The organism is Macrococcus epidermidis (assembly GCF_003259695.1).
GTDB lineage: Bacteria > Bacillota > Bacilli > Staphylococcales > Staphylococcaceae > Macrococcoides > Macrococcoides epidermidis.
Map to the genome: position 1 here is coordinate 1,220,307 of NZ_PZJH01000001.1, position 22,561 is coordinate 1,242,867.

The 22,561-nt window shown below is 33.9% G+C and carries 23 protein-coding genes; 8 read left to right on the forward strand and 15 right to left on the reverse strand.

Annotated elements, in window-relative coordinates; genetic code table 11:
- Positions 1–196 precede the first annotated feature (196 nt).
- The 6 genes from BHU61_RS06395 to BHU61_RS06420 form a co-directional block, all read right to left on the reverse strand.
- A complete protein-coding gene (locus BHU61_RS06395) occupies positions 197–1,396 on the reverse strand; it encodes an acetate kinase (protein ID WP_111715456.1) in 1,200 nt (399 codons plus the stop codon).
- A 75-nt stretch (positions 1,397–1,471) separates the two neighbouring features.
- Entirely contained in the window at positions 1,472–2,401 is a 930-nt protein-coding gene (locus BHU61_RS06400; protein ID WP_170122470.1) for a class I SAM-dependent methyltransferase, read from the reverse strand.
- Between the two features lie 60 nt (positions 2,402–2,461).
- Positions 2,462–2,959 carry a thiol peroxidase gene (gene tpx, locus BHU61_RS06405; protein WP_111715457.1) on the reverse strand — a complete coding sequence of 166 codons (498 nt, stop codon included), beginning with the start codon at positions 2,957–2,959 and terminating at the stop codon, positions 2,462–2,464.
- 76 nt (positions 2,960–3,035) lie between these two features.
- The gene (locus BHU61_RS06410; protein WP_111715459.1) at positions 3,036–3,626 is read right to left on the reverse strand and encodes an RDD family protein; all 591 of its coding nucleotides are present in this window, start codon (positions 3,624–3,626) and stop codon (positions 3,036–3,038) included.
- Positions 3,627–3,635: 9 nt separating this feature from the next.
- Positions 3,636–4,646, reverse strand: a complete 1,011-nt coding sequence (sppA, locus tag BHU61_RS06415; protein ID WP_111715461.1) for a signal peptide peptidase SppA — start codon at positions 4,644–4,646, stop codon at positions 3,636–3,638.
- 124 nt (positions 4,647–4,770) lie between these two features.
- Positions 4,771–5,535 carry a sulfite exporter TauE/SafE family protein gene (locus BHU61_RS06420; RefSeq protein WP_111715462.1) on the reverse strand — a complete coding sequence of 255 codons (765 nt, stop codon included), beginning with the start codon at positions 5,533–5,535 and terminating at the stop codon, positions 4,771–4,773.
- Between the two features lie 188 nt (positions 5,536–5,723).
- On the opposite strand from BHU61_RS06420, the gene BHU61_RS13365 reads away from it, so the two are divergent.
- The gene (locus BHU61_RS13365; protein ID WP_170122471.1) at positions 5,724–5,900 is read left to right on the forward strand and encodes a hypothetical protein; all 177 of its coding nucleotides are present in this window, start codon (positions 5,724–5,726) and stop codon (positions 5,898–5,900) included.
- Positions 5,901–5,945: 45 nt separating this feature from the next.
- Here BHU61_RS13365 and BHU61_RS06425 read toward each other — a convergent pair whose 3' ends face one another.
- From BHU61_RS06425 to ezrA, 4 genes are read right to left on the reverse strand one after another with little or no spacing between them, the layout of a single operon-like run.
- Positions 5,946–6,752 carry a glycerophosphodiester phosphodiesterase gene (locus tag BHU61_RS06425; RefSeq protein ID WP_111715464.1) on the reverse strand — a complete coding sequence of 269 codons (807 nt, stop codon included), beginning with the start codon at positions 6,750–6,752 and terminating at the stop codon, positions 5,946–5,948.
- Between the two features lie 12 nt (positions 6,753–6,764).
- Positions 6,765–7,976 (reverse strand): tRNA uracil 4-sulfurtransferase ThiI, encoded by a 1,212-nt coding sequence (gene thiI, locus BHU61_RS06430; protein ID WP_111715465.1) that lies wholly within the window; start codon positions 7,974–7,976, stop codon positions 6,765–6,767.
- Complete coding sequence (locus tag BHU61_RS06435; RefSeq protein ID WP_111715467.1) at positions 7,973–9,109, reverse strand: cysteine desulfurase family protein; 1,137 nt, start codon at positions 9,107–9,109, stop codon at positions 7,973–7,975. The genes thiI and BHU61_RS06435 overlap by 4 nt, the downstream gene beginning before the upstream one ends.
- Before the next feature lie 55 nt (positions 9,110–9,164).
- Complete coding sequence (gene ezrA / locus BHU61_RS06440; protein WP_170122472.1) at positions 9,165–10,865, reverse strand: septation ring formation regulator EzrA; 1,701 nt, start codon at positions 10,863–10,865, stop codon at positions 9,165–9,167.
- 136 nt (positions 10,866–11,001) lie between these two features.
- Here ezrA and BHU61_RS06445 point away from each other — a divergent pair, with 136 nt between their 5' ends.
- Both BHU61_RS06445 and rpsD read left to right on the forward strand, forming a co-directional pair.
- The gene (locus BHU61_RS06445; RefSeq protein ID WP_111715471.1) at positions 11,002–11,478 is read left to right on the forward strand and encodes a GAF domain-containing protein; all 477 of its coding nucleotides are present in this window, start codon (positions 11,002–11,004) and stop codon (positions 11,476–11,478) included.
- A gap of 219 nt (positions 11,479–11,697) precedes the next feature.
- A complete protein-coding gene (gene rpsD / locus BHU61_RS06450) occupies positions 11,698–12,300 on the forward strand; it encodes a 30S ribosomal protein S4 (RefSeq protein ID WP_096076146.1) in 603 nt (200 codons plus the stop codon).
- Between the two features lie 44 nt (positions 12,301–12,344).
- Here the strand turns inward: rpsD and BHU61_RS06455 are convergent, their stop codons facing one another.
- Positions 12,345–13,226 carry a glycerophosphodiester phosphodiesterase gene (locus tag BHU61_RS06455; RefSeq protein WP_111715472.1) on the reverse strand — a complete coding sequence of 294 codons (882 nt, stop codon included), beginning with the start codon at positions 13,224–13,226 and terminating at the stop codon, positions 12,345–12,347.
- 294 nt (positions 13,227–13,520) lie between these two features.
- On the opposite strand from BHU61_RS06455, the gene BHU61_RS06460 reads away from it, so the two are divergent.
- Both BHU61_RS06460 and BHU61_RS06465 read left to right on the forward strand, forming a co-directional pair.
- On the forward strand, positions 13,521–13,979 hold the full coding sequence (locus BHU61_RS06460) for an OsmC family protein (RefSeq protein WP_111715474.1): 459 nt from the start codon (positions 13,521–13,523) through the stop codon (positions 13,977–13,979).
- A 410-nt stretch (positions 13,980–14,389) separates the two neighbouring features.
- Positions 14,390–15,700 (forward strand): cation:dicarboxylate symporter family transporter, encoded by a 1,311-nt coding sequence (locus BHU61_RS06465; protein ID WP_111715475.1) that lies wholly within the window; start codon positions 14,390–14,392, stop codon positions 15,698–15,700.
- 30 nt (positions 15,701–15,730) lie between these two features.
- On the opposite strand, the gene hutH is transcribed toward BHU61_RS06465, so the two are convergent.
- Positions 15,731–17,236 carry a histidine ammonia-lyase gene (hutH, locus tag BHU61_RS06470; protein WP_111715477.1) on the reverse strand — a complete coding sequence of 502 codons (1,506 nt, stop codon included), beginning with the start codon at positions 17,234–17,236 and terminating at the stop codon, positions 15,731–15,733.
- Between the two features lie 197 nt (positions 17,237–17,433).
- Positions 17,434–18,930 (reverse strand): N-acetylglucosamine-specific PTS transporter subunit IIBC, encoded by a 1,497-nt coding sequence (gene nagE / locus BHU61_RS06475; RefSeq protein ID WP_111715479.1) that lies wholly within the window; start codon positions 18,928–18,930, stop codon positions 17,434–17,436.
- Between the two features lie 208 nt (positions 18,931–19,138).
- Between nagE and BHU61_RS06480 the strand changes: the two genes are divergently transcribed.
- Positions 19,139–19,345 (forward strand): hypothetical protein, encoded by a 207-nt coding sequence (locus BHU61_RS06480; protein WP_096076141.1) that lies wholly within the window; start codon positions 19,139–19,141, stop codon positions 19,343–19,345.
- A gap of 16 nt (positions 19,346–19,361) precedes the next feature.
- Here the strand turns inward: BHU61_RS06480 and BHU61_RS06485 are convergent, their stop codons facing one another.
- Positions 19,362–19,781: a DUF1801 domain-containing protein gene (locus BHU61_RS06485; RefSeq protein WP_111715481.1), complete on the reverse strand. Its 420-nt coding sequence runs from the start codon at positions 19,779–19,781 to the stop codon at positions 19,362–19,364.
- Between the two features lie 285 nt (positions 19,782–20,066).
- On the opposite strand from BHU61_RS06485, the gene BHU61_RS06490 reads away from it, so the two are divergent.
- Positions 20,067–20,294, forward strand: a complete 228-nt coding sequence (locus tag BHU61_RS06490; RefSeq protein ID WP_111715483.1) for a hypothetical protein — start codon at positions 20,067–20,069, stop codon at positions 20,292–20,294.
- Between the two features lie 3 nt (positions 20,295–20,297).
- Here the strand turns inward: BHU61_RS06490 and BHU61_RS06495 are convergent, their stop codons facing one another.
- The gene (locus BHU61_RS06495) at positions 20,298–20,906 is read right to left on the reverse strand and encodes a lysophospholipid acyltransferase family protein (RefSeq protein ID WP_111715484.1); all 609 of its coding nucleotides are present in this window, start codon (positions 20,904–20,906) and stop codon (positions 20,298–20,300) included.
- 276 nt (positions 20,907–21,182) lie between these two features.
- Between BHU61_RS06495 and BHU61_RS06500 the strand changes: the two genes are divergently transcribed.
- Entirely contained in the window at positions 21,183–22,439 is a 1,257-nt protein-coding gene (locus BHU61_RS06500) for a S1C family serine protease (protein ID WP_111715486.1), read from the forward strand.
- Positions 22,440–22,561: the final 122 nt, after the last annotated feature.

The following is a 22,561-nucleotide window of genomic DNA, read 5'->3' on the forward strand; positions in this document are numbered from 1 at the left end:
ACCTAGATAACAATCCTCCGAAAATAAAAGAGCTAAAATGATCATCGTCATTTTAGCTCTATTTTTGTTGGTGTATATAATAAATGCATGTTCGGAAACGGTTGTATTTTGTATTTACTACCGCTTTCGGTACAGCTAACGCTGCCACAATAAAAAAACTACCTATTCAATACAAATAGGTAGCATCTTAAATATATTAACTTAACTCCCCGAATTCCATAACGTCACGCGCAATCATTACTTCCTCATCTGTAGGAATGACCATTACTGTTACACGAGAATCATCTGTTGAGATAATTGCTTCTTTACCACGTAAGCCATTATTTTTCTCAGGGTCTACTTTAACGCCTAAGAATTCTAATTTTTCACATACTGCTTCACGGATTGTATCAGAGTTCTCACCTACACCAGCTGTAAATAAGATACCGTCAACACCACCCATAACTGCTGCATATTGACCGATATATTTTTGAATTCTATCTACATAGATATCCAATGCAAGTTGAGCGCGTCCTTCATTTTTTTCAGCTGCGATTTCAATATCACGCATATCGCTTGAAATACCTGTAATACCTAATACACCAGACTCTTTATTATATACATTTAATAATTCTTCAGCTGATTTATGCAATTTTTCCATTAAATAAGGAATTGTAGCAACGTCAATATCACCTGTACGAGTACCCATCGTAATACCAGCAAGTGGTGTGAAGCCCATAGAAGTATCTACAGATTTACCATCTTTTACTGCTGTAATTGATCCACCGTTACCGATGTGACAAGAGATAATCTTTAAACCTTCTTCAGGTTTTCTATCCATCATTTCTGCTGCACGTTGTGCTACATATTTATGACTTGTACCATGCGCACCATATTTACGTACTTTATGTGCTTTATAATATTGGTATGGCAAGCTATATAAGAATGCTTTTTCAGGCATTGTTGAGTGGAATGAAGTATCAAATACTGCAACATGTGGAATATCTGGTAACATTCTTCTGAAAGCCTGAATACCCATTAAGTTTGCTGCGTTGTGTAATGGCGCAAGTTCAATTAACTTTGCGATTTTTTCTTCTACGTCACGATTCACTAATGCTGAAGTCGGGAATAAATCTCCACCTTGAACAACACGATGTCCTGTTCCATCTAATTCATTGACACTTTTAATAATATCGTAATGAATCATGCGTGCTAACATCATATCAACAGCTTCTTCATGATCTTTAATATCTAGAGTTCTTGTACGTTTTTCACCATCAACCGTAATTGTAAATACTGAATTTTTCAATCCGATTCTTTCTACTAAACCTTTAGTTAGTACTTTTTCTGATGGCATTTCGAATAATTGAAATTTTAAAGACGAGCTACCGGCATTAATTGCCATAATTTTCTTCATGAAAATCCTCCTAAATAATTTTTAACACTCTTATTTAATCATTAATACAGGTTTAAAGCAACAATAATACAGTAATTATTTATTACGATTTTCTGAATACCATGTATCAAGTTCATCTAAAAAGGCTTTCATTTTTCTTTCATCTTTAAAATCCGGTATATTGGCCAGCAAAACTTCCACTGGCTTTGAATCTGTCACCTTTTTATTCTCAAGCACTAATAAACTTTTGCGCAAATTTTCTGACTTAAATAGACTGGTTGGAAAATTTAAAAATGCCTGCATAACTGTTTCTGTAGCAATAAATTTTTGAAGCTGTTCTACATTATCACCTTCAAACAACATGCTTGGAACGATTAAAAATGCAAGACCTCCTGGTTTTAATGAAGCAATCGCTTGTTCGATTAGAAGATGATGGCTATAGCTATGTCCTTCTTTAAAGCCAAGCTTCATTTGATGACTGCGCTCATCAACCGGATAATAACCAATCGGAAAATCTCCTACAGCTATATCAAAATCACCTTCTGGTAATGGCATGATGGCATCTTGCGGGAAAACATCCATCGGCACTTCTAAAAAGTTCGCTAAATGTACACTTAATCTTGATAATACAGGATCTACTTCTACTAATACGTGATCAAATGTCGTTTCCGGATTTTGTTCATGTATTGTCGCTGAAAGGTGTCCAGTACCACTCGTCAGATCAAGCATCTTTAGTTCTTTATTATCCTGCATAAATAAACGAATGACATATGCTACTAAATAACCAATACTGTCCGGTGTCATCTGATGATTTGGTTGGATCATCTCTTCTTTTAACATGCTTAAATAGCTGAATTGAAATGCTTTACGTCGGTCAATAACCGTACTACGTTCTAAAGTTTCACGTTCATTCATATAAATATCTTCAAGTGCGAGACCTAAATTCTCAATGAAACTGTGTCCATTTTCTTTCTGAAAAGCTTTGGCTTTATCGTCTATAAGTTTAAATAATTCTTCTATCATCATTGTTTCCTTTCAAATAAAAACTGCCCACTCGGGGCAGCATCTATACATTATTATTGTAAATTAGATTGATTTTAAAGCTTCGATTGCTTTATCATAATCCGGATGGTTCGTTCCTTCTGAAACGATTTCAGTGTAAACTACTTCATTAGCATCGTTTAATACGAATACAGAGCGTGCTAATAAACGTAATTCTTCCATCACTACACCGTAGTTTGTACCAAATGATAAATCTTTATGGTCACTTAATGTAACGACGTTATCTAAACCGTTCGCTGCACACCATTTCTTTTGAGCGAATGGTAAGTCAGCTGAGATAGTGATTACAACTGCATTATCAATGCTACTAGCTTCTTCGTTGAATTTACGTGTTTGTTGTTCACATACACCAGTATCAATTGAAGGGATAACTGAGATTAATTTTTTCTTACCTTCAAAGTCAGCTAGTGTCTTAAGATTTAAATCTGTATCTAATACTGAAAAATCAGGCGCTGCTGTACCTACAGTTACTTGCTCACCTAATAATGTTACCGGGTTATTTTTAAAAGTTACTTGAGTCATTTGTCTTCCTCCTTAAGTGTTATTCACTTAATAATTTACCATGAACAGGACAAATTATAAAACTAAAAGCATTATTTTAACGGACGCCTTCATTTAAAATAAATTGTCTGATTGGCTCCTTATCTTCTCTTACAACAAATGTATCACTCAGTAAATCGTGAATCCCACGTTTCTTCGGATTGAATAATACAACAAGATAAAGCAGTGACCAAAAGAAATTACTAATATATCGACCAAATAATTCTCTTGTAAGTACTGTACCGATAGAAAGCTTTTCCTCTTTCAAACTTAACACTTTTAGTCCAAGTATCATCTTACCTAAAGTCGCTCTAAAGCAGTAAGTCATCAATACAAAATAGCTGAAATAAATGATCGCACTTAAAATATTTTCTACCGAGAATAATCGTATGCCAAAATAAGTATCCTGTAATCCGCCTAGTCCAACGATCGGTCCAATGATAATCCCTTTAATACTTGAAATGAGGATGATATCAATAAGATATGCTATTAGACGAATACCGAATCCCGCATGGGTCAACGCTAAAATTTCATCTTCAAGTTTACGCTTATGCGTATATGTACCGCTAGCTCTTTCGCTTACATATTGACCACTATCGACTGGAGAATATTGACGGACTGTATTACTTTCATTAAAATGTTCTGTCATTTTTCTCACCTACTCCCCATATAAATACATCGGCTCTATACCTTGACGTTTTGACAGGATTTGTTGAACACGATCAACATCACTTTGTCCCATGAATTGTTTAACGAATGTATTTGCTGCAAAGAAATCTTTACCGAAAAATGAATCGTCCGCATTAAATTCGATGACTTCTGCATGCTTTGCTTTCAAATCTGCTTTCATTGCTTTTAATGCATCTTTTTCCATACCGATTTCATCAATTAAATTTAGTTTCTTAGCTTGTAATCCAGAATAAATTCGGCCATCAGCTATTTTTTTCACTTGTGCAGTATCAATATTTCGACCATCACTGATTACTTTTACGAATGCATTATAACTTTCGTCAACAAAGCTCTGTAAAATCTTGCGCTCTTCTTCATCCATCTCTTTTGTCGGACTCATAATATCTTTATGTGGCCCACTTTTAATCGTATTAAATTTAACACCATATTTATCGGCTAATTCTTTATAATTCATAGACTGCATAATTACACCAAGAGAACCCGTAATCGTTTCACTTGAAGCATAAATTTTGTCAGCTGGTGCAGAAATATAATATCCACCAGAAGCAGCCATATTTTTCATCGTAACATACACTTTTTTACCTGATTTTTTTATAGCTTCTACTGCGTCATGAATTTCAGCGCTTTCATACACGCCACCACCTGGTGAGTTCACTACAAGCATCAGACCTTTAATATTGTCATCGTCTTTAATTTGTTCTAATGTCTGTAATGTCTTCGTATGGTTGTATCCTGCTTCATCAAACAAACCTGGAACCCCAGTATCCTGGATTACACCGTCTACTTCAACACGTGCAATTTGGTTAGATCCATCTGTACCTTCAAGTACTGTAGTACTTAGTTCATCACTTTTCATACTTGTAGCTTCTTCAAATGATTTCGAAAAATTCGTTGTTACAGCACTTGTAAAGAAACTTACAGATGTTCCCAAAATAAATAAAACTGCCGCAATAATCATTGCAATCACTCTTTTACTCATCAATTCATCCTCCAATATTTTTATTCTACTTAATCATAACAGATTATTAATAGCAGAGAAGAATATCCATTCGCTTTTAAGGTAATTTTAAGATTCTTTACAAAAAAGAATACCTAATAGTCACCTATAGGTATTCCTTAATATAATCAAATATATTTTTACCGATTAATAATACAGTCACACATACAAATAGTACTTTAACATATGATACACCTTTTCTAATGGCAAACTGGCTACCAACATAACTACCAGCAATCATCGCAGCGCCCATGCTTAGTCCATATGTAAAATTGACTTGCCCTAATACAATAAATAATAATAACGCACCTAAGTTACTCGCAAAGTTTAAGACCTTCGCGTTTCCTGCAGCACTTAAAAAGTCAAATCCGATAATCAAAAAGACAAACAGCAGGAAACTACCAGTTCCCCCGCCTAAAAAACCATCATAAAATCCAATTAAACCAATGATGATAATAAATAATATCAGTTTTTTCTTTGTAAGTTTCTGATACGTTGAAATATCGCCCCAATCTTTTTTAAATAACGTGTAAATTAATACGAGTGATAACATAATGATTGCAAGTGGCTTTAAATATTCTGGCGGCAGCTTTGTTGCAACATATGCACCAATAATAGATAAAATAAATGATAACGGAAACAGTTTTGCAACGATATTAAAATTCACTTTACGGGAACGGATAAATGAAAGCGCAGACGTAAAAGATCCAAATGATGATGCGAGTTTATTAGTTCCTAATGCCATAGATGGCGGCATACCTGTGGCGAGTAATGCAGGAATACTAATCAGTCCCCCGCCACCTACCACGGAATCGATAAATGCAGCTAAAAATCCGAAAATAATTAAAATGAGTAATATTTGAATATCCATGTTGAACGCTCCTTTAGTTACTACTATAATAGTAACTATAAAACAAAATCACTATAAAAGGTAATATCTTCAGTGATAATCACACTTTTAACCACAAAAACAACCAACTTTTTGTCCATAGACACACAAGTTATACAGATACAATCGAAGATAAACAATGGTTTATTATCATCAATGATCAAGGCGAGATGATTTATGGGAGTGATCTAAATATTCAGTCACAAGCTTATTACTCAATTGATCCACAACAAATTTATTTAATGCAGAACTTTATCTGGCATGACATACTTGTAAATCAGCTTGTTGAACAGAACCCCGAAGCTGATGAATGGATAGAACTCAAGCGAGAAGCATTCTTTAATTAAGTATCAAAAAAGCTAGCGACAAATAAAGTCGCTAGCTTTTTCACATTAACTTTCAAACACTTCTCCATTATCCAGTCGGAACTGCTTTCTAAGTAAGTCCGGATAATTCGTAAATGCACCGTCAATGCCTTCATTGATAAGTCGCTCCATATCCACTTCATCATTTAAAGTGTATGGGAAGACAAGAAAGCCGATTTTGTGCATACGTTCAATTAACGCTTGATCTAAATCTTTATAGTTAGGACCAACCGCATAAACAAACTGATGAATCTTCTTGAGATCATCATCACTCATATCACGCAGCATGCCTTTCTTACATAACAAGAGTAATGGGATGCCTTGCTTTAACTGATTCATCTTTATCAAACTTTCCAGACTAAACGACTGAATGACAGTTTGGTAATTCGCCATTCGCTCTTCCGTTAACAAATTAAAATCTTCTAGAATCATCGTCAATTGTTCTTCCATACCTGGATAAATATCTGGCGCTTTTGTTTCTATATAATAGTTCGCTAGTCCATAACGCATAAACACTTCTCGTAATGTCGGGACAGTCTGTTCGGCATAATAATCATGTGCAAGTTCAGGAAATTTGTCATTAAACCATTGGCCAATGTGTATACGCTTAATCTCTTCAAGTGTCATTTCTTTGATTGTTCCTTGCATGAGTCCTGTCCGTTCAATCGTTTCATCATGCATCACGATAATTTCTCCGTCCAGGGTCATCTGTACATCCAGCTCAATATAGTCTGCGTGCATATCAAAGTGACTTAAATCATAGGATGCATAACTATGCTCAGGTGCATAGGCACTCGCTCCACGATGAGCAATTACAACATTTTTATCTAACATCAAACTACCTCCTTATAAAAGGTCAGAGAAGTCATTTTCTGTTTTTTGATTATTTTTTGAAAGTGTGATTGTCTCTATACCTTCAATCGCAGTTTTGATCATTGCATCAAAATCAACTTTACTTTCAAAGCTTTCAACTTTGTCTAGTCTAGGATTAGTCTTAGGATTTTTCGGTGTAAATATTGTACAGCAATCTTCAAATGGTAAGATAGACGTTTCATACGTACCAATTTCTTTCGCTTTAATTACGATTTCTTCTTTATCATACGTTAATAAAGGGCGTAGAATCGGTAGGTTTGTAACCGCGTTAATGGCATACATACTGCCTAATGTTTGAGAAGCTACCTGTCCTAAATTTTCTCCGTTGACAAGTGCTTTCGCATCAATTTGACGGGCAAATTGATCAGCGATACGCATCATCATACGGCGCGTTGAGGTCATCGTTAAATTCTCAGGCACTGTCTTATGAATCATCTTCTGAATATCAGTAAACGGTACGAGATGAAGTTTAATTTCACCGGCAGTTTCCGCCATAATCTGAGTTAAATCTATAACCTTTTGCTTCGCTTCTTCACTCGTAAATGGTGGAGAATGAAAATGTATTGCTTCAATTGTAACGCCGCGACGCATCACTTCAATTCCTGCAACCGGAGAATCAATACCACCAGATAACATTAACAATGTCTTTCCACCTGTACCAACCGGCAATCCACCTGCGCCTTTAATAACGCGTGAGTAAAGGTATGCTGCATCACGACGAATTTCTACTAATAGCTTGTAATCTGGATCTTTCACTTTTACAGTTAAATGTTCGATGTGCTTTAATATCTCTCCACCTAGAATTTGTTGTAAATCAAACGTTTCGTACGGAAACCCTTTGTCAGAACGTTTCGCATCCACTTTAAATGTTTTGCCTGGTTCATCAATATCTTTAGCTAATACAAGAGCCGCTTCTTTAATTGCTTCGATATCTTTTTCTACTTTAACGACAGGACTTACTGAGTGCACACCAAATACTTTAGAAATACGACGCATAATCTCTTCAACGTCCGCATCTTCTGTTACTTCAACATACATTCTATCTCTATTCGCTAATACTTTATATCCTTCTAAAGGGATTAAAGCATATTTTATATTACTTTTTAACTGGTTAACAAATGTGTTACGGTTACCTGATTTTAATGTCAGTTCACCATATCTTACTAAAATATGATCAAATTTCATCGTTTTAATAGCTCCTTCATCTCTTCATAGATCAATTCAAATGCTTTCAAAAATGCTTCAATGTGTGCCTGAGTCGTATATTTATCAAAAGAAATACGTACACTTCCAGTAATCGCATCTTCTGGTACATGGAGTGCAGTTAATGTTTCATTTAACTTTGCTCGCTTTGATGAACAGGCACTCGTTGTAGATATCATAATACCATGTTTCGAAAAACTATTGACGATAACTTCACCTTTTACTCCGACAAATGAAATATTAACCACATGCGGTGCACCGTCTTTTACTGAATTTACACGAATGCCAGGATACTGACTCACTTTAGATTCTAGAGTATTTTTAAATGCTTTCATACGTTCAAAATTATCATCTTGTTCATTTAAAGCGATACGCATCGCTTTTGCCAAAGATACGTCACTTGCAACATTTACTGTGCCGCTTCTAAAACCATATTCCTGACCACCGCCGAACAATGTATGAGTAATTGTTACGAGTTGATCAAACACCAATATCCCTTGACCTTTTAGGCCATTAAATTTATGACCACTTAATACAAAACTATCCATCAGTTCAGCATCGATTGGCAGTTTACCAAAGGACTGAACACAGTCTACATGAAAATGAATCTTTGGATATTCCTGAATAATATCATGTATCTCTTTTATCGGTAAAATTGCACCCATCACGTTATTAACATGCATTAAACAAACCATAATGACATCCTGATCAAGTATCGATTTAAAATGGACTAAATCAAGCGTGGCATCATCATTAAACTGAACATATTTAATATTGAAACCTTCTTCTTCCAGTGCTCTTACTGTTTCTAACACTGATGGATGTTCAAGTTTAGAAGTGATGATTGTCTTTCCAAACTGTTTCTTACTGCGTGCCATACCAGTTATCACTAGATTATTTGATTCTGTTGCACCACTCGTAAAAATAACTGATTGATGGGTTAATCCTAATAATGATTTAATCTGATCTCGAGCGGATTCGAGTAATTTACTCGCTTCTATACCTTTGCCGTGAGGACTGCTTGGGTTATAGAAATATTTCGTATTGACTGTATTGAAAGTATTTAATACTTCCGGATCTGGTTTTGTTGTTGCACAATTATCTAAATAATTCATAAATTCACCTCAATGAATAAAAGACTTGAACGAATTCAAGTCTTTTAATGCTTTATTATTGTCTTTGATTTAATACACTTGCTTCAATCTTTTCCGTAACACCAGGTTCAACACGCTCAATCGCAGCTTCTGCAATCTCTACCGCACGCTTATATCGGTTGTTACTAAATAATCGCTCTGCTTCGTTTAAATCTTTGTTTACATCTGGTCTTTCTTTTCTGTATCGATTACCATACTGTATCAATTTCTCAGCATACTTCGCATTTTCTAAGACGTCAACCGCTTCGGCTTCAAATGTATTCATCGTAATTAATACTTTATTTACTTTATCACGGACTTGTGTCACATTCATCGGACGTTTATTGAATAGTTGGTGCACTTCACGTGTTTCAATATCAATTTCATTCTTCATGATAATAAAACGTTCAGGTACGCTTGATAAGTTCGATGCAAGTAATCGGCGATAAATCTCTTCTTTCTTAGCCTGAATCTTTAATATGTTCTTTTGCGCTTCCTGCTCATCTTCTCGTAAATTTGTTAAATGCTGCTGAATCTTATCCTGGTTATCGTTGATAACTTTCACATGATCATCAATATATTTCAGATTATCTTCAACTTCAGTATAGCGAATACTCGATTTAGCTGTTTCAGTTAAGATTTCATCATAAACTGTAATTAAACTTTGAATCTCATTATCATACTGACGAACTTTTTGAATATCTTCTTCATTGATATAATAGCTTTCTTTTACGTATTCAATTTCAGTGCGTAAAGTATAATTCATATCTTTTGCATGGAATAACTGATCGGTAATGCTTTCTTTCGTTGTCTCTACGTTATTCTTAGCCTTCACTTCATATTCGATTAACTCTAACATTTCATCAAGTGAGTCATTGATTTCATTAATAATCGTTTCTGCTTCATTTAATTGTAGTCTTGCGATTAATGGTTCTACTAAATTAAGCTTACCTTTTAATGTTTGTAGATTACTATCCACTTTAACATGCTCTAAATTGTAACCTTCAATCTTCAGATCACGACATCCGAAACGAATATCCTGAAACTGTCCCGGCAATTCTTTTTGGACATCACGAATAAGTAATGGGATATCTTCCATATCTTCTTTTAAACGTGTCATTTCATTATGTAGCGCAGTAATATGTTCATGTGCATCATCATAATTTCCCGCTGCAACTAAACCTTCATATACTTCAATTTTTGGTGCATACGTTTCAATTTGAGCTTCCAGCGGATCAGCAGCTTCTCCAAATTGATGACGGTTCGCTAACACATCACGTTTAGCTTCTCTATAAATAATCTTACAGTCATCATACTTTCTATCATCTTCTTTTGTTGAAGATAGATAATTATTAATCTCTTCAGTAAAATGCTGATATTTCTTTTCAATCTGATCCAGTAAATGATGGCTTTCTGCAACCTTCTCTTCACTTTCTTTAAACTTAAATTTATCAAGCGCTTCATCCGCATCATTTATAGTTAACTCACAAGCTTTAATATCTTCATTTAAAACAGTCTGCCATTCTTTTTTCCATTTATCAAAACGGTTATTTGCCTGACCTGATAAATTTAAAACTTTCACTTTTACGAGTTCATCCTGGAACGGTAAATTTTTGATTTCATTTTTTCTTGCTTCAACACGCTCAACACTTGCTCTTTTTTGATTTCTTAAATAAAACAAAATACCAATAACAATTAGTATTAATACGATTATTCCAACTATGGCATATATCATCAATTTTCATTCCTTCCAAAGTACTCTTACCTATTATAACGTAAAATAGGTATTACAAAAACAATTAATTGTGAAAAGTTCTCAAATTCGTTACACTGATGAATACTAACAATAAGAATTTTAAAAATGGAGTGATAGTATGTTTGAAATTAGTCATATCAATAATTATAAAACGCTCAATCAAATGCTTGATGCTTTGCTTGAAGGAGAAGATGATATTGTGAGTCATCTGGCAAATGCGAGTGCACTGCTCAATGAATTTCTTACTGACGTAAACTGGGTTGGATTCTACACGATGAAAAATGGTCAATTACAACTTGGACCATTCCAGGGTAAACCAGCATGTGTAACAATCCCTGTCGGAAAAGGTGTTTGTGGTACTGCAGTGAGCGAACAAAAAACGATGCGTATCGAAGATGTCCATGCATTTCCTGGTCATATCGCATGTGATGCGGCAAGTCAATCTGAAATCGTTGTACCGATCATCATCAACGATAGTGTCTTTGGCGTGCTGGATATCGATGCGCCAATTAAAAATCGCTTTACTGCTGAAGATCAGGAAGGCTTAGAAAATTTCGTATCAATACTTGAGAAACACGTATCAAAATTAGTTTAATTCGTTATTGACAATACATATCAACATGTTATAATAACATCTATGTGAATAAACGAAGATAGCAGATAAATATTAAGGCGCTCTATAGTGTCCCCTATGTTGGCGTGTTGTGTAACTGAAGCTATAAGGCGAAGACACGGAATGACACCATATCGACTTAAGCATTTATCATATTTTTGTTTTTTACATAAAAAACAAAATAAGAGGAGGAGTCACATTATGGCTCGTTTTACAGGTTCAACTTGGAAAAAATCTCGTCGTTTAGGAATTTCTTTAAGCGGCACTGGTAAAGAATTAGAAAGACGCCCTTACGCACCAGGACAACACGGTCCTAACCAACGTAAAAAATTATCTGAGTATGGTTTACAATTACAAGAAAAACAAAAATTACGTTACATGTATGGAATCAACGAACGTCAATTCCGCACAATCTTTGACCGTGCTGGTAAAATGAAAGGTATTCACGGTGCTAACTTCATGGCACTTTTAGCATCTCGTTTAGATGCAGTAGTATACCAATTAGGTTTAGCACGTACACGTCGTCAAGCACGTCAATTAGTTAACCACGGTCACATCATGGTAGATGGCGCTCGCGTAGATATCCCATCATACCAATTAAAACCTGGTCAAGTGATTTCAGTTCGTGAAAAATCACAAAAATTAAACATCATCGTTGAGTCAGTTGAATTATCTAACCATGTTCCTGAATACTTAACTTTCGATGCAGAAAAATTAGAAGGTACTTTCGTACGCGTTCCAGAACGTAGCGAATTATCTGCTGAAATTAACGAACAATTAATCGTTGAGTACTACTCTCGTTAATATTTTGTTCAATCAAAAACACCAATCTTTCGATTGGTGTTTTTTTAATATACAGAAACATTATTATTACTTTCAATTTCAGTTTGATTTCGAACAACAATCTCCTGATCATAAGATTTCATATAATCAGGATAGTCCGTAATGATTGCATCTACTCCCTGCTTTAACAGCGGTTCAATCAATGTTGCATCTCGGACAGTATAAGGTTTCACCTGTAAACCATAACGATGTGCACGTGATACAAGTTCATGAGAGACAATTTTAATAGAAGGATTATAAAAATCAGCAAAAGACTTGAACCATTGTAAATCTCGATCATGAACTCTAGGATTTTTAGCACTGATTAAGACGCCATGTTTAATATCAGATAATAAAGACTTTGAAACTTTTACAGCATGGTGATTAAACGATTGTATCGCTATTCTATCAGATGCTTTATCCAGATTGAAACGCACAAGTGATTGTTTAATTTTATCCTCGATGCCAGGATAATATTCTGGTGTCTTTATCTCTATCAGAATACCAATCGACTCATTTTTAAAACGCTGTAAAATCTCATCAAATGTCGGTATTCTTTCACCTTTAAACTTTTGATCAAACTTTACACCAGCATCTAACTGCTTTATTTCCGCTAATGATTTATCCCATACAAAGCCAGAACCAGTAGTCGTTCTCTCTAATGTGTTATCATGAATTGCAACAAGATGACCATCATGTGTTAACTGTAAATCAATTTCGATACAATCTGCATTCATCTCGAGTGCCAGTTCATAGGCAGACATCGTGTTCTCAGGAGCATAACCACTTGCGCCACGATGTGCTACAGTTATAACATCTTTACTTGGTTGTGAAACTGAATGAACCACTTGTGGTACGAATAGCATAAAAATGATTATTGCTAAAAACAATCCAAAGGGCTTTTTCATTGTCACTCTCCTTCGTTAGGATATACCTATCATAACAAGAGGATATTAAGTCACCTTTAATAATCATTGAGTTTTCGTTAAAAATGTTAAAGAGTTGTGTATCTTTCAAAATTCGCATAAAAAATTTAACGAAAAACAAAATCTAAATTTTTCGCTTAACTACATTTGAGTGATATTATTATCTTGTTTAAAGCTATAGCAATGTTTAATAACATTTCATTTAATGCTATAAATATTAATTTCAAGTAAATATTTTAAACGATACATCAATAACTTCAAAAGGAGATAAAAAATATGGTTAAACATACATTTAAATGCACTGCAAAATTTACCGGCGGATATAATGGTGTCGGTACAATAGAAAATAAACATTTAAAATCTCAAATCTCAATTCCAGAGGAAATGAATGGACCAGACATTGGTACAAATCCTGATGAAATGTTAATGTCAGCTGCAGTAACTTGCTTTACTATCACCTTAAGCTCATATTTTGAGAAGAATAATCTTCATATAGAAGTTGATCACGTAGACGCTACTGCTTCAATTTCAGTGGATAAAGGGCTTCAAACATATGAAAGTATTTCATACAATGTTTATCTCAAGTCACTTGAAGATGATGTTCAGGAGGTAAATATTCCTAAATTAAAGAGAATCATTGATAAAGCTGAAAATAACTGTATGATTACAAAAGCTTTAAAAGGTAATGTAACAGTTACGATTGAAAGTATCCTACTAGATGACATTACTATATAATTTTAAAAGTCCACTAATACCTATTGATATTTTAGTATTAGTGGACTTTTCCTGTGTATTTAATAAATCATATAAATCCAATGTTATTTTAATATATTAACAAATTAATATAATGTCAAAAAATATTTATATCATTTTTTATATTTCCATTATAATAATAAAATATTTTCACCTTGACAATATGATAATCTATGGTGTGATAACGTTTACAATTCAATTGATATTGAATAAAGATTAATCGATAAATAACATAAAAACTCAAACATATTAATATCTATAGTGTAAATCAATACAATATTATTATAACATAATAACTACAGAATTTTCAGACTACTACTTTAAAATTAAATTGACATCTTTAAGCTTTAGCAATAAAATAATCAAGTACGGAAGAAAAGAGGGATGGAAAAATGAGTTCAGTAACAGAGATAAAAAAACCAAAAAAGAAAAAATTTATAAGCTTACCTATGCAGATATTATTAGCATTAGTTCTTGGTGTTGTTGTAGGAGCCATGCTTAACGGAAAAACTGAGTATGTTAACTACTTTCAACCACTAGGTGATATTTTCTTACATTTAATTAAAATGATCGTAGTACCAATCGTATTTTGTTCACTTGTAATTTCGATTGCAGGAACTGGAGATATGAAAACTGTTGGTCGTTATGGCTGGAAAACGTTATTATACTTTGAAATTATTACAACAGTAGCAATCGGTTTAGGTATTATATTTGCTAACGTGTTTAAACCAGGTTCAGGTATCGACAAAAACCTATTACCTAAAGGGGACGTTACGAAATATACAACAAATGCTGAAGCAGCTGCCCAATCAACATATGGTAACCACATGATAGATACAATCGTTAATATTATCCCAACAAATATTATCGATTCAATGGCTCAAGGTCAATTATTACCGGTAATCTTCTTCTCAGTATTCTTTGGATTAGGGTTAGCAGCAATCGGTAAAAAAGGAGAACCTGTTAAAGCGTTCTTCGATGGATTCTTAGACGTTATCTTCTGGATGACAAATCAAATTATGAAATACGCACCAATTGGTGTATTTGCATTTATGGCAGTTACAATTATCAACTTAGGACTAGGTGCTTTAATTCCACTTGGTAAATTAGCATTAGTAGTAGCTGGATCAATGGTATTCTTCATCATCGTAGTACTTGGTGGTGTAGCAGCACTTTGTAAGATTAATATCTTCCATCTACTTGTTATCTTAAAAGAAGAATTAATCCTAGCTTTCTCTACTTCAAGTTCTGAAACAGTATTACCGAAGATTATGGAGAAAATGGAGAAATTCGGTGCACCGAAAGAAATCGTATCATTCGTTGTTCCTACAGGGTATACATTTAACTTAGATGGTTCAGCACTGTACCAATCAATCGCTGCACTGACTATTGCTCAAATGTATGGCGTACATTTATCAGTAACAGAACAGTTAGTATTATTAGTAACATTAATGTTAACATCTAAAGGTATGGCTGCTGTACCAGGAACATCAATTGTAGTATTAATTACAACACTTACTGCAATGAACATTCACCCAGAAGGTTTAGCATTAATTATCGGTATCGACCGTATATTAGATATGATGCGTACAGTTGTTAACGTTGTTGGTAACTCATTATCAACATTAGTTATCGCACGCTGGGAAGGCCGACTGGATTACGAGAAAGGCCGTAGATATTACGAAACATTTAAGAAGAAATAAAAACCACCAGTGGTGGTTTTTTTATTCCCATTATTTTTCAATGTAAGCTTGTTGTCTTAAATAGTCAGACACTGTTTTAATATCTTTATGAAATGGTCTGTCTTCTACAATACTAGGAACAATCTGACGATATTCATCATATTTTGCTCTTGTTTTCTCAGATAATTTTTCTGCACCTTTGATTTCAGCTGCCTGCAATGCGATAATACATTCAATTGCAATTACATTTCTCACATTCTCTAATATTTGATACCCATGACGAGAAGCAATTGTTCCCATTGACACATGATCTTCCTGATTCGCACTTGATGGAATAGAATCTACACTTGCTGGATGAGCAAGCGTCTTATTTTCAGACACTAAACTAGCTGCTGCATATTGCATAATCATAGCACCACTTTGTAAACCTGGTTCCGGTGATAAAAATGCTGGTAGTCCACCATTTAACTGTGGATTGACTAGACGTTCGATTCTACGCTCCGATACATTCGCTAATTCACTTAACCCTATCTTCAAAAAGTCTAATGCAAAAGCGACTGGTTGACCGTGGAAATTCCCTCCTGAAATGACTAATGTTTCTTCACCCTGATCAAAAATAAGAGGATTATCATTAGCTGCGTTCATTTCTGCTTCTAATTTTTCTTTAACATACTCGAATACCTGGAAACTTGCACCGTGAATTTGAGGGATACATCTCAGTGAATAAGCATCTTGAACACGAACTTCACCTTGTCTCGTTGTTAATTGAGAACCCTCAAGCCAATCCAGCATACGTTTAGCAACACCTACTTGAGCATCATTATTACGCACAATATGAATATTTTCGTTATATGCATCTGTTATTCCATTTAATGATTGGTGTGTAAGTGAGGCGATCCATTCAGCCTGATATGCAATATCGATAGCTTCAATGTAATTGATGACACCTTGAGCAGTCATTGCCTGTGTACCATTAATTAATGCAAGTCCCTCTTTTTCCTGTAGTATTAAATGGTTTCTTCCTAAACGTTCAAGCACATCTTTACTATTTTCAACTTTGCCTTGATACTCAACATCACCTTCTCCGATTAAAGCCAATGCCAAGTGTGATAATGGCGCTAAATCTCCAGATGCTCCTAATGAACCTTGCCCAGGAATAACCGGAATAATTCGTTCGTTGATAAAGAATACCAATTGATCGACCAATGCTTCTGTTACCCCTGAGTGCCCTTTTAACATCGTATTAAGACGTAATATCATCATAACAAGTGATACGTTTGAATGAAACGGTTGCCCCACCCCACAAGCATGTGAACGAATAAGATGTATTTGTAAATCATTGCATTTATCTTGATCAATTAACACATCACAAAATAATCCAAATCCAGTTGTGATACCATAGATTGTCTCTTTATTTTCTATGATTTTTTCTACAGTTTTTCTACTTCTTCTCACTCTGCTTAATGCATCATCAGAAATAGCCACAACATCTTTGTCGTTTAAGAATTTTCTAATAGCATCGATTGTTAAATTTTCACCTGTTAATAATAAAGTCATTTCCATTCCCCTTTTTAATTTTTCTAATTTTTCAGACAATATTATTATAGAATGAAAACGATTACAAAACAATGAAATATCCAAAAATTGTATTATGGTATTGTGTTATCACATTAAAGAATTAACAAAGTGAAGAAAGAGAAATAATTCAAAAATAAAAAAACAGCCAAAAGGCTGCTTTTCAATTCATCATTTCTTTACTTTAAATATTCATCTACGACATCTGCTACTTGTTGAACATGTGTCCCGATGATAACTTGAGCATTCTTACGCCCAACCTTCATTACACCAGCAGCACCAGCACGTTTGATTAAATGCTCATCCACAATTGAATTATCTTTTAATTCAAAACGTAAGCGTGTCGCACAGTTTGTAACACTTTCAATATTCTCTTTACCACCTACACCTGAAATAACAGATTGCGCAAGCGTGTCGTACTTACCAGATTGATATTTGTTAACTGGTTCAGTTGAAGTACCATTGTTTTCAAAAGCATCATTTCGTTTTTGTTCGGCAACCATCTTTGCAATTTCTTCATCCGATTCACGACCAGGGGTTTTAATATCTAACCATTTAATTACCGCTCTAAAGATAATGTAATACAATACAAAGTAAATTATACCTAGTACTAATAACATTAAAGGTTGATTGGCATTAGGGTTTTTTAATGAAAGAATATAATCTATAAATCCTGCGCTGAAACCAAATCCAGCTGTCCAATGCATACTTGCTGCAATAAACATGGATAAACCAGTTAAAATTGCGTGTACTACGAATAATGCTGGTGCAATAAACATAAATACAAATTCAACTGGTTCAGTAACACCAGTTAAAAATGCTGCTACAGCACCTGCTAAAAAGATACCAGATACAGCCTTTTTACGTTCAGTTTTTGCTGAATGATACATCGCTAATGCTGCACCAGGAACCCCAAACATCATTACTGGGAAGAATCCTGCTTGATACATACCTGTAACACCTTTAATTGCATCTTTCGACTTGAATTTTGGAATGTCATTAATTCCTGCTACATCTGTCCAAAAAACTAAATTTAATGCATGATGGAGTCCTGTAGGGATTAATAAGCGATTAAAGAATCCATATAGCCCTGCTCCTACAGCACCGAGACCAGTCATCCATTTCCCAAATCCAATCAATATACCATATAAAGTTGGCCAAGCAAAAAGTAATATAACCGATAAAACCATTGCAAATACAGATACTAATATAGGAACCAAACGTCTACCGCTGAAAAATGCAAAGGCTGCTGGTAATTCAGTTTTATGGAATTTATTAAAAGTCCATGCTGATATTAAACCGATTAATATACCAACAAAAACATTATTAATTCTGTCAAAGCCAGGTGGCACTTCTTTTGGATCTACATGTAAAATATTCGAGACTGATGCAGGTTCAAGGACAGTATTTACTACTAAAAATCCTACTACTGCTGCTAATGCTACAGCTCCATCTCTTGATTTAGACATACCAAGAGCAACACCTATAGCAAATAAAATTGCTAAATTATCTAAAATAGCTGCACCAGATTTAATTAAGAATGCTGCGATTTGATTATCTGCACCCCATTTTACAGGATCTATCCAATAACCAATCCCCATTAGCAATGCCGCTGCTGGTAATACAGCTACAGGTAACATCAAACTTCTACCTAATCTTTGTAAGAAAGAATACATCTTCTTACCTCCTATGAAATAAAATTTTTCATTGCACCTTATTTTATTATTTAAACAGGGCAAATACAATATATATTTTATTAATCATATATACATTTATTGTACACCCTCAAATATATATGCAATAATAATATATATTGAAAAAAAGACTTTTAATTATATGGTTTATTCGCTATAATAAACTAATAACTAATTTAAGGGTGATTGAATGAAAGGTCTTCCATTTCTATTTAAAGGTAGATTAACTGCATATCAAATATCAACTGCTACAGATATTGATATTGAATTAATTGAATCACTGTTTACAGATGAACAGAAAATCGAATCTTTAGATGATGATACTTATACAAAGCTTAAAAATTTAGAGCGCAGTCTCTTTCCTACAGAAATTAAAAATAATGAAACAAGTGCATAACTTGATTCATTATTTTTTATGTATTATCATACTGATTTTGAAGATATTTCATTGAATCCACGATAAGATGTTTTAATACTTTAACATCTATTTGTTCTATATCACTTATATACACACACGTCTTCCCTAGTGTATGTTTCCCCAACTCTTTTAAATAACGATCACGATTAATATTATCCTGAGCAAAGTACAAACTGATTTTACTTTTCTTCAGACCAAATGCAATGAGCGGTGCATCTCCTTCTATTTGATCGTTTAACTTATAATGATACTTTCCAAATCCTATAATATTAGGTCCCCACATCTTTCCGATAAATCCAGAGCTTTCTTCAAATATTTCCAATAATTTAATACAGTCTTTTCTACGTTTTTCATCTTCTATCGTTTCAATAAATTCTATTACAGAATCTTCTTTTTTCATCCTATGTATTGTCATGATGCACCCCCATGTTACTTTTAATAAATTATACTATATATTCTGAATATTTAATATATTGTTTTTTATTTTTATAATAATTTTACATACTATTTTTGGGTGATTTTTTGGAATATTTTTTGTGCTTTTAATAATTTTTTTTGGATTATCTATATAAAATGATTATTGCGATATTTTCATTTTAAATTGAAATAAAATTTATTATCCATTATGCGTTTAAAGCGGCAGTATACGGGAAATAGTATTATAACTTAAATATAAAAATTTGGAAGTGGGTGAAGACTTATGAGTATCATCGTACTAAAGACGTCTTATCCTTACTCATCTGATGAACAAACAGAATATAAATTAATTCAAAATGAAGTTGAGAAAGTATCATATATTAGTAAAATCAAAGAAAAAACACAGGCTATCGCTAGTAAAACAAACCAACCTCAAATCATTAAACTTGAATTTATTTACCCAGAGGACAAAGAGACATATCTCTACAAAACATTAAAACACGAAGCGTGATAATTACGCTTCGTGTTTTAATGTTGCTATTAATGTATTTGTTTTACTTTCTAATGTTTGTGTAATCTCTTCAATTGCTTCATTCTTCTTATATTGCGCAGTAAAGCTTTGACTATCTATCGGTTCGCCAAACATAATATAACATTTTTCTTTTCCAAATATTACATCCTTAAACTTTATCGGTCCTTCGTATGCTGCTGGTAATAGTTTAGATTTACTCATTACAGAAATAGTAGCTGCTCCTTTTTTCATCGGTGCATTATCTGCGCGTTGTCCACTTGGAAATATCCCAACAATCTTATGCTCTTTTATTAACTTTACTGGCGTCTTTATTGTAGATGGCCCCGGATTCGCTCTGTTTACTGGGAATGCATTTACAGATCTAAAGAACTTATCAAGTAATTTTCCTTTAAATAATTCCTGTTTCGCCATATAGTGCACTTCTCTTGGGTATAATGCCATTGCAAGTATAATAATTTCAACCATACTTCTATGATTACATGTAACGATAAACGCTTCATTTTTAGGGATATTTTCTTTACCTATTACTTTAACTTTACGTAATAGAATATTTGTTACAAGGTAAATAAGGGTTGCCAAAAATTTGTACATGTTATGAGCTCCTTGTTGTTTGATATAACATTTTTTATTCTTTTTTTTATTCTTTGTTTTTATTCTTTGTTTTTATTCTTTGAATTATATAATTGTTTTCGATTGTTTTTAAATATACTTCATAATTTAGCTCTATTTTATTTTAGCATAAATTAAATGCATATGAATATACATAGCTGATTTGTCGATTTCGTGAACTTAAGGCTTAATATATGAATTTTTCAGATAGAAGTGGTATCTTATTTTATTATCTCAATTAATTTAGGGGGAAATTTAATGGACAGATATAATCAACATGATAATGAAGAAAGAATAATACATAATAATGAATCATATGATGCTAATGAATCCGTACAATATGTTCGTAATGATGAGGCACGTACACATAGAAAGCATAATGGACCTGGCTTTTTTAAATTATTATTAGCTGCAGTCCTCGGTTCAGGTCTGACTCTTGGTGCAACCCACCTTCCTGATATAGTATCTCCAGGAACAACTTCTAATCCAAATGCTACACCGATCCAGGTGGACCAGAAAACTGCCGGTAATAATACAGAACTTGCTGATATGTTAGAACAAGTTTCACCTGCAGTTGTTGGTGTCATCAATATGCAGCAGGCAAATAGCAGCATCTTCGATATTTTACGTGGAGATAGTGGTAGTAGTGAAGAGACACCTGCAGGTACTGGATCAGGTGTTATCTATCAGACGACTGATAATGAAGCATATATCGTGACCAATAACCACGTTGTAGAAGGTGCGAAAGATTTAAAGGTACGTTTATCTACAGGTGAAACAGTAGATGGTACTTTAATAGGCACTGATGCTTTAACTGATATTGCGGTATTGAAAATCTCTGGTCAATATAATATTAAGCCGATTCCGTTTGCAGATTCTTCTAAAATTCGTATTGGCGACACTGTTTATGCAATCGGAAATCCCTTAGGTGTTGAATTATCAGGTAGTGTTACTGAAGGTATTATTAGTGCGAAAGAAAGAACGATGAAAGTCGATACTTCTGCTGGAGAATCGTCAGTAAAAGCAATTCAGACTGATGCAGCAATCAATCCTGGTAACTCAGGTGGAGCGTTAATTAATAATCAAGGGCAGTTAATTGGTATTAATACCTTGAAGATTTCAGCAGACACTGTCGAAGGATTAGGGTTTGCAATTCCTTCAAACGATACGAAAGTCATCATAGATCAACTTGTAAAAGATGGTAAAGTGGTTCGCCCATTCATGGGTCTTGCATTGGTCAGTATTGAAAATGTTCCTGCTAATTATCTAGAGGAAATGAAAGTATCGGCTAACACGGGAGCACTTGTTGCAAGCACTGATGAAAAAGCCGGAAAAGTATTTAAAGAAGGCGATGTCATTACTCAAATTGAAGGACAGGATGTTAAAACTGATGGTGACGTTCGCAACTATATATACAAGAACAAAAAAGCTGGAGATAAAGTAAAGTTTACAATTATCCGTGACGGTAATGAAAAAGAAGTTGAATTAACATTAAGAAGTACCGAAGATAAATAGTAAAAAAAGGACTAACAACAAATTCGAACTGACCCCATTTAGTGAGACAAAATAAAAAAGCACTCTTGTTGAATTCATATTAAAATGAATTTGATAGGAGTGTTTTTATTATGAAAAGAGTT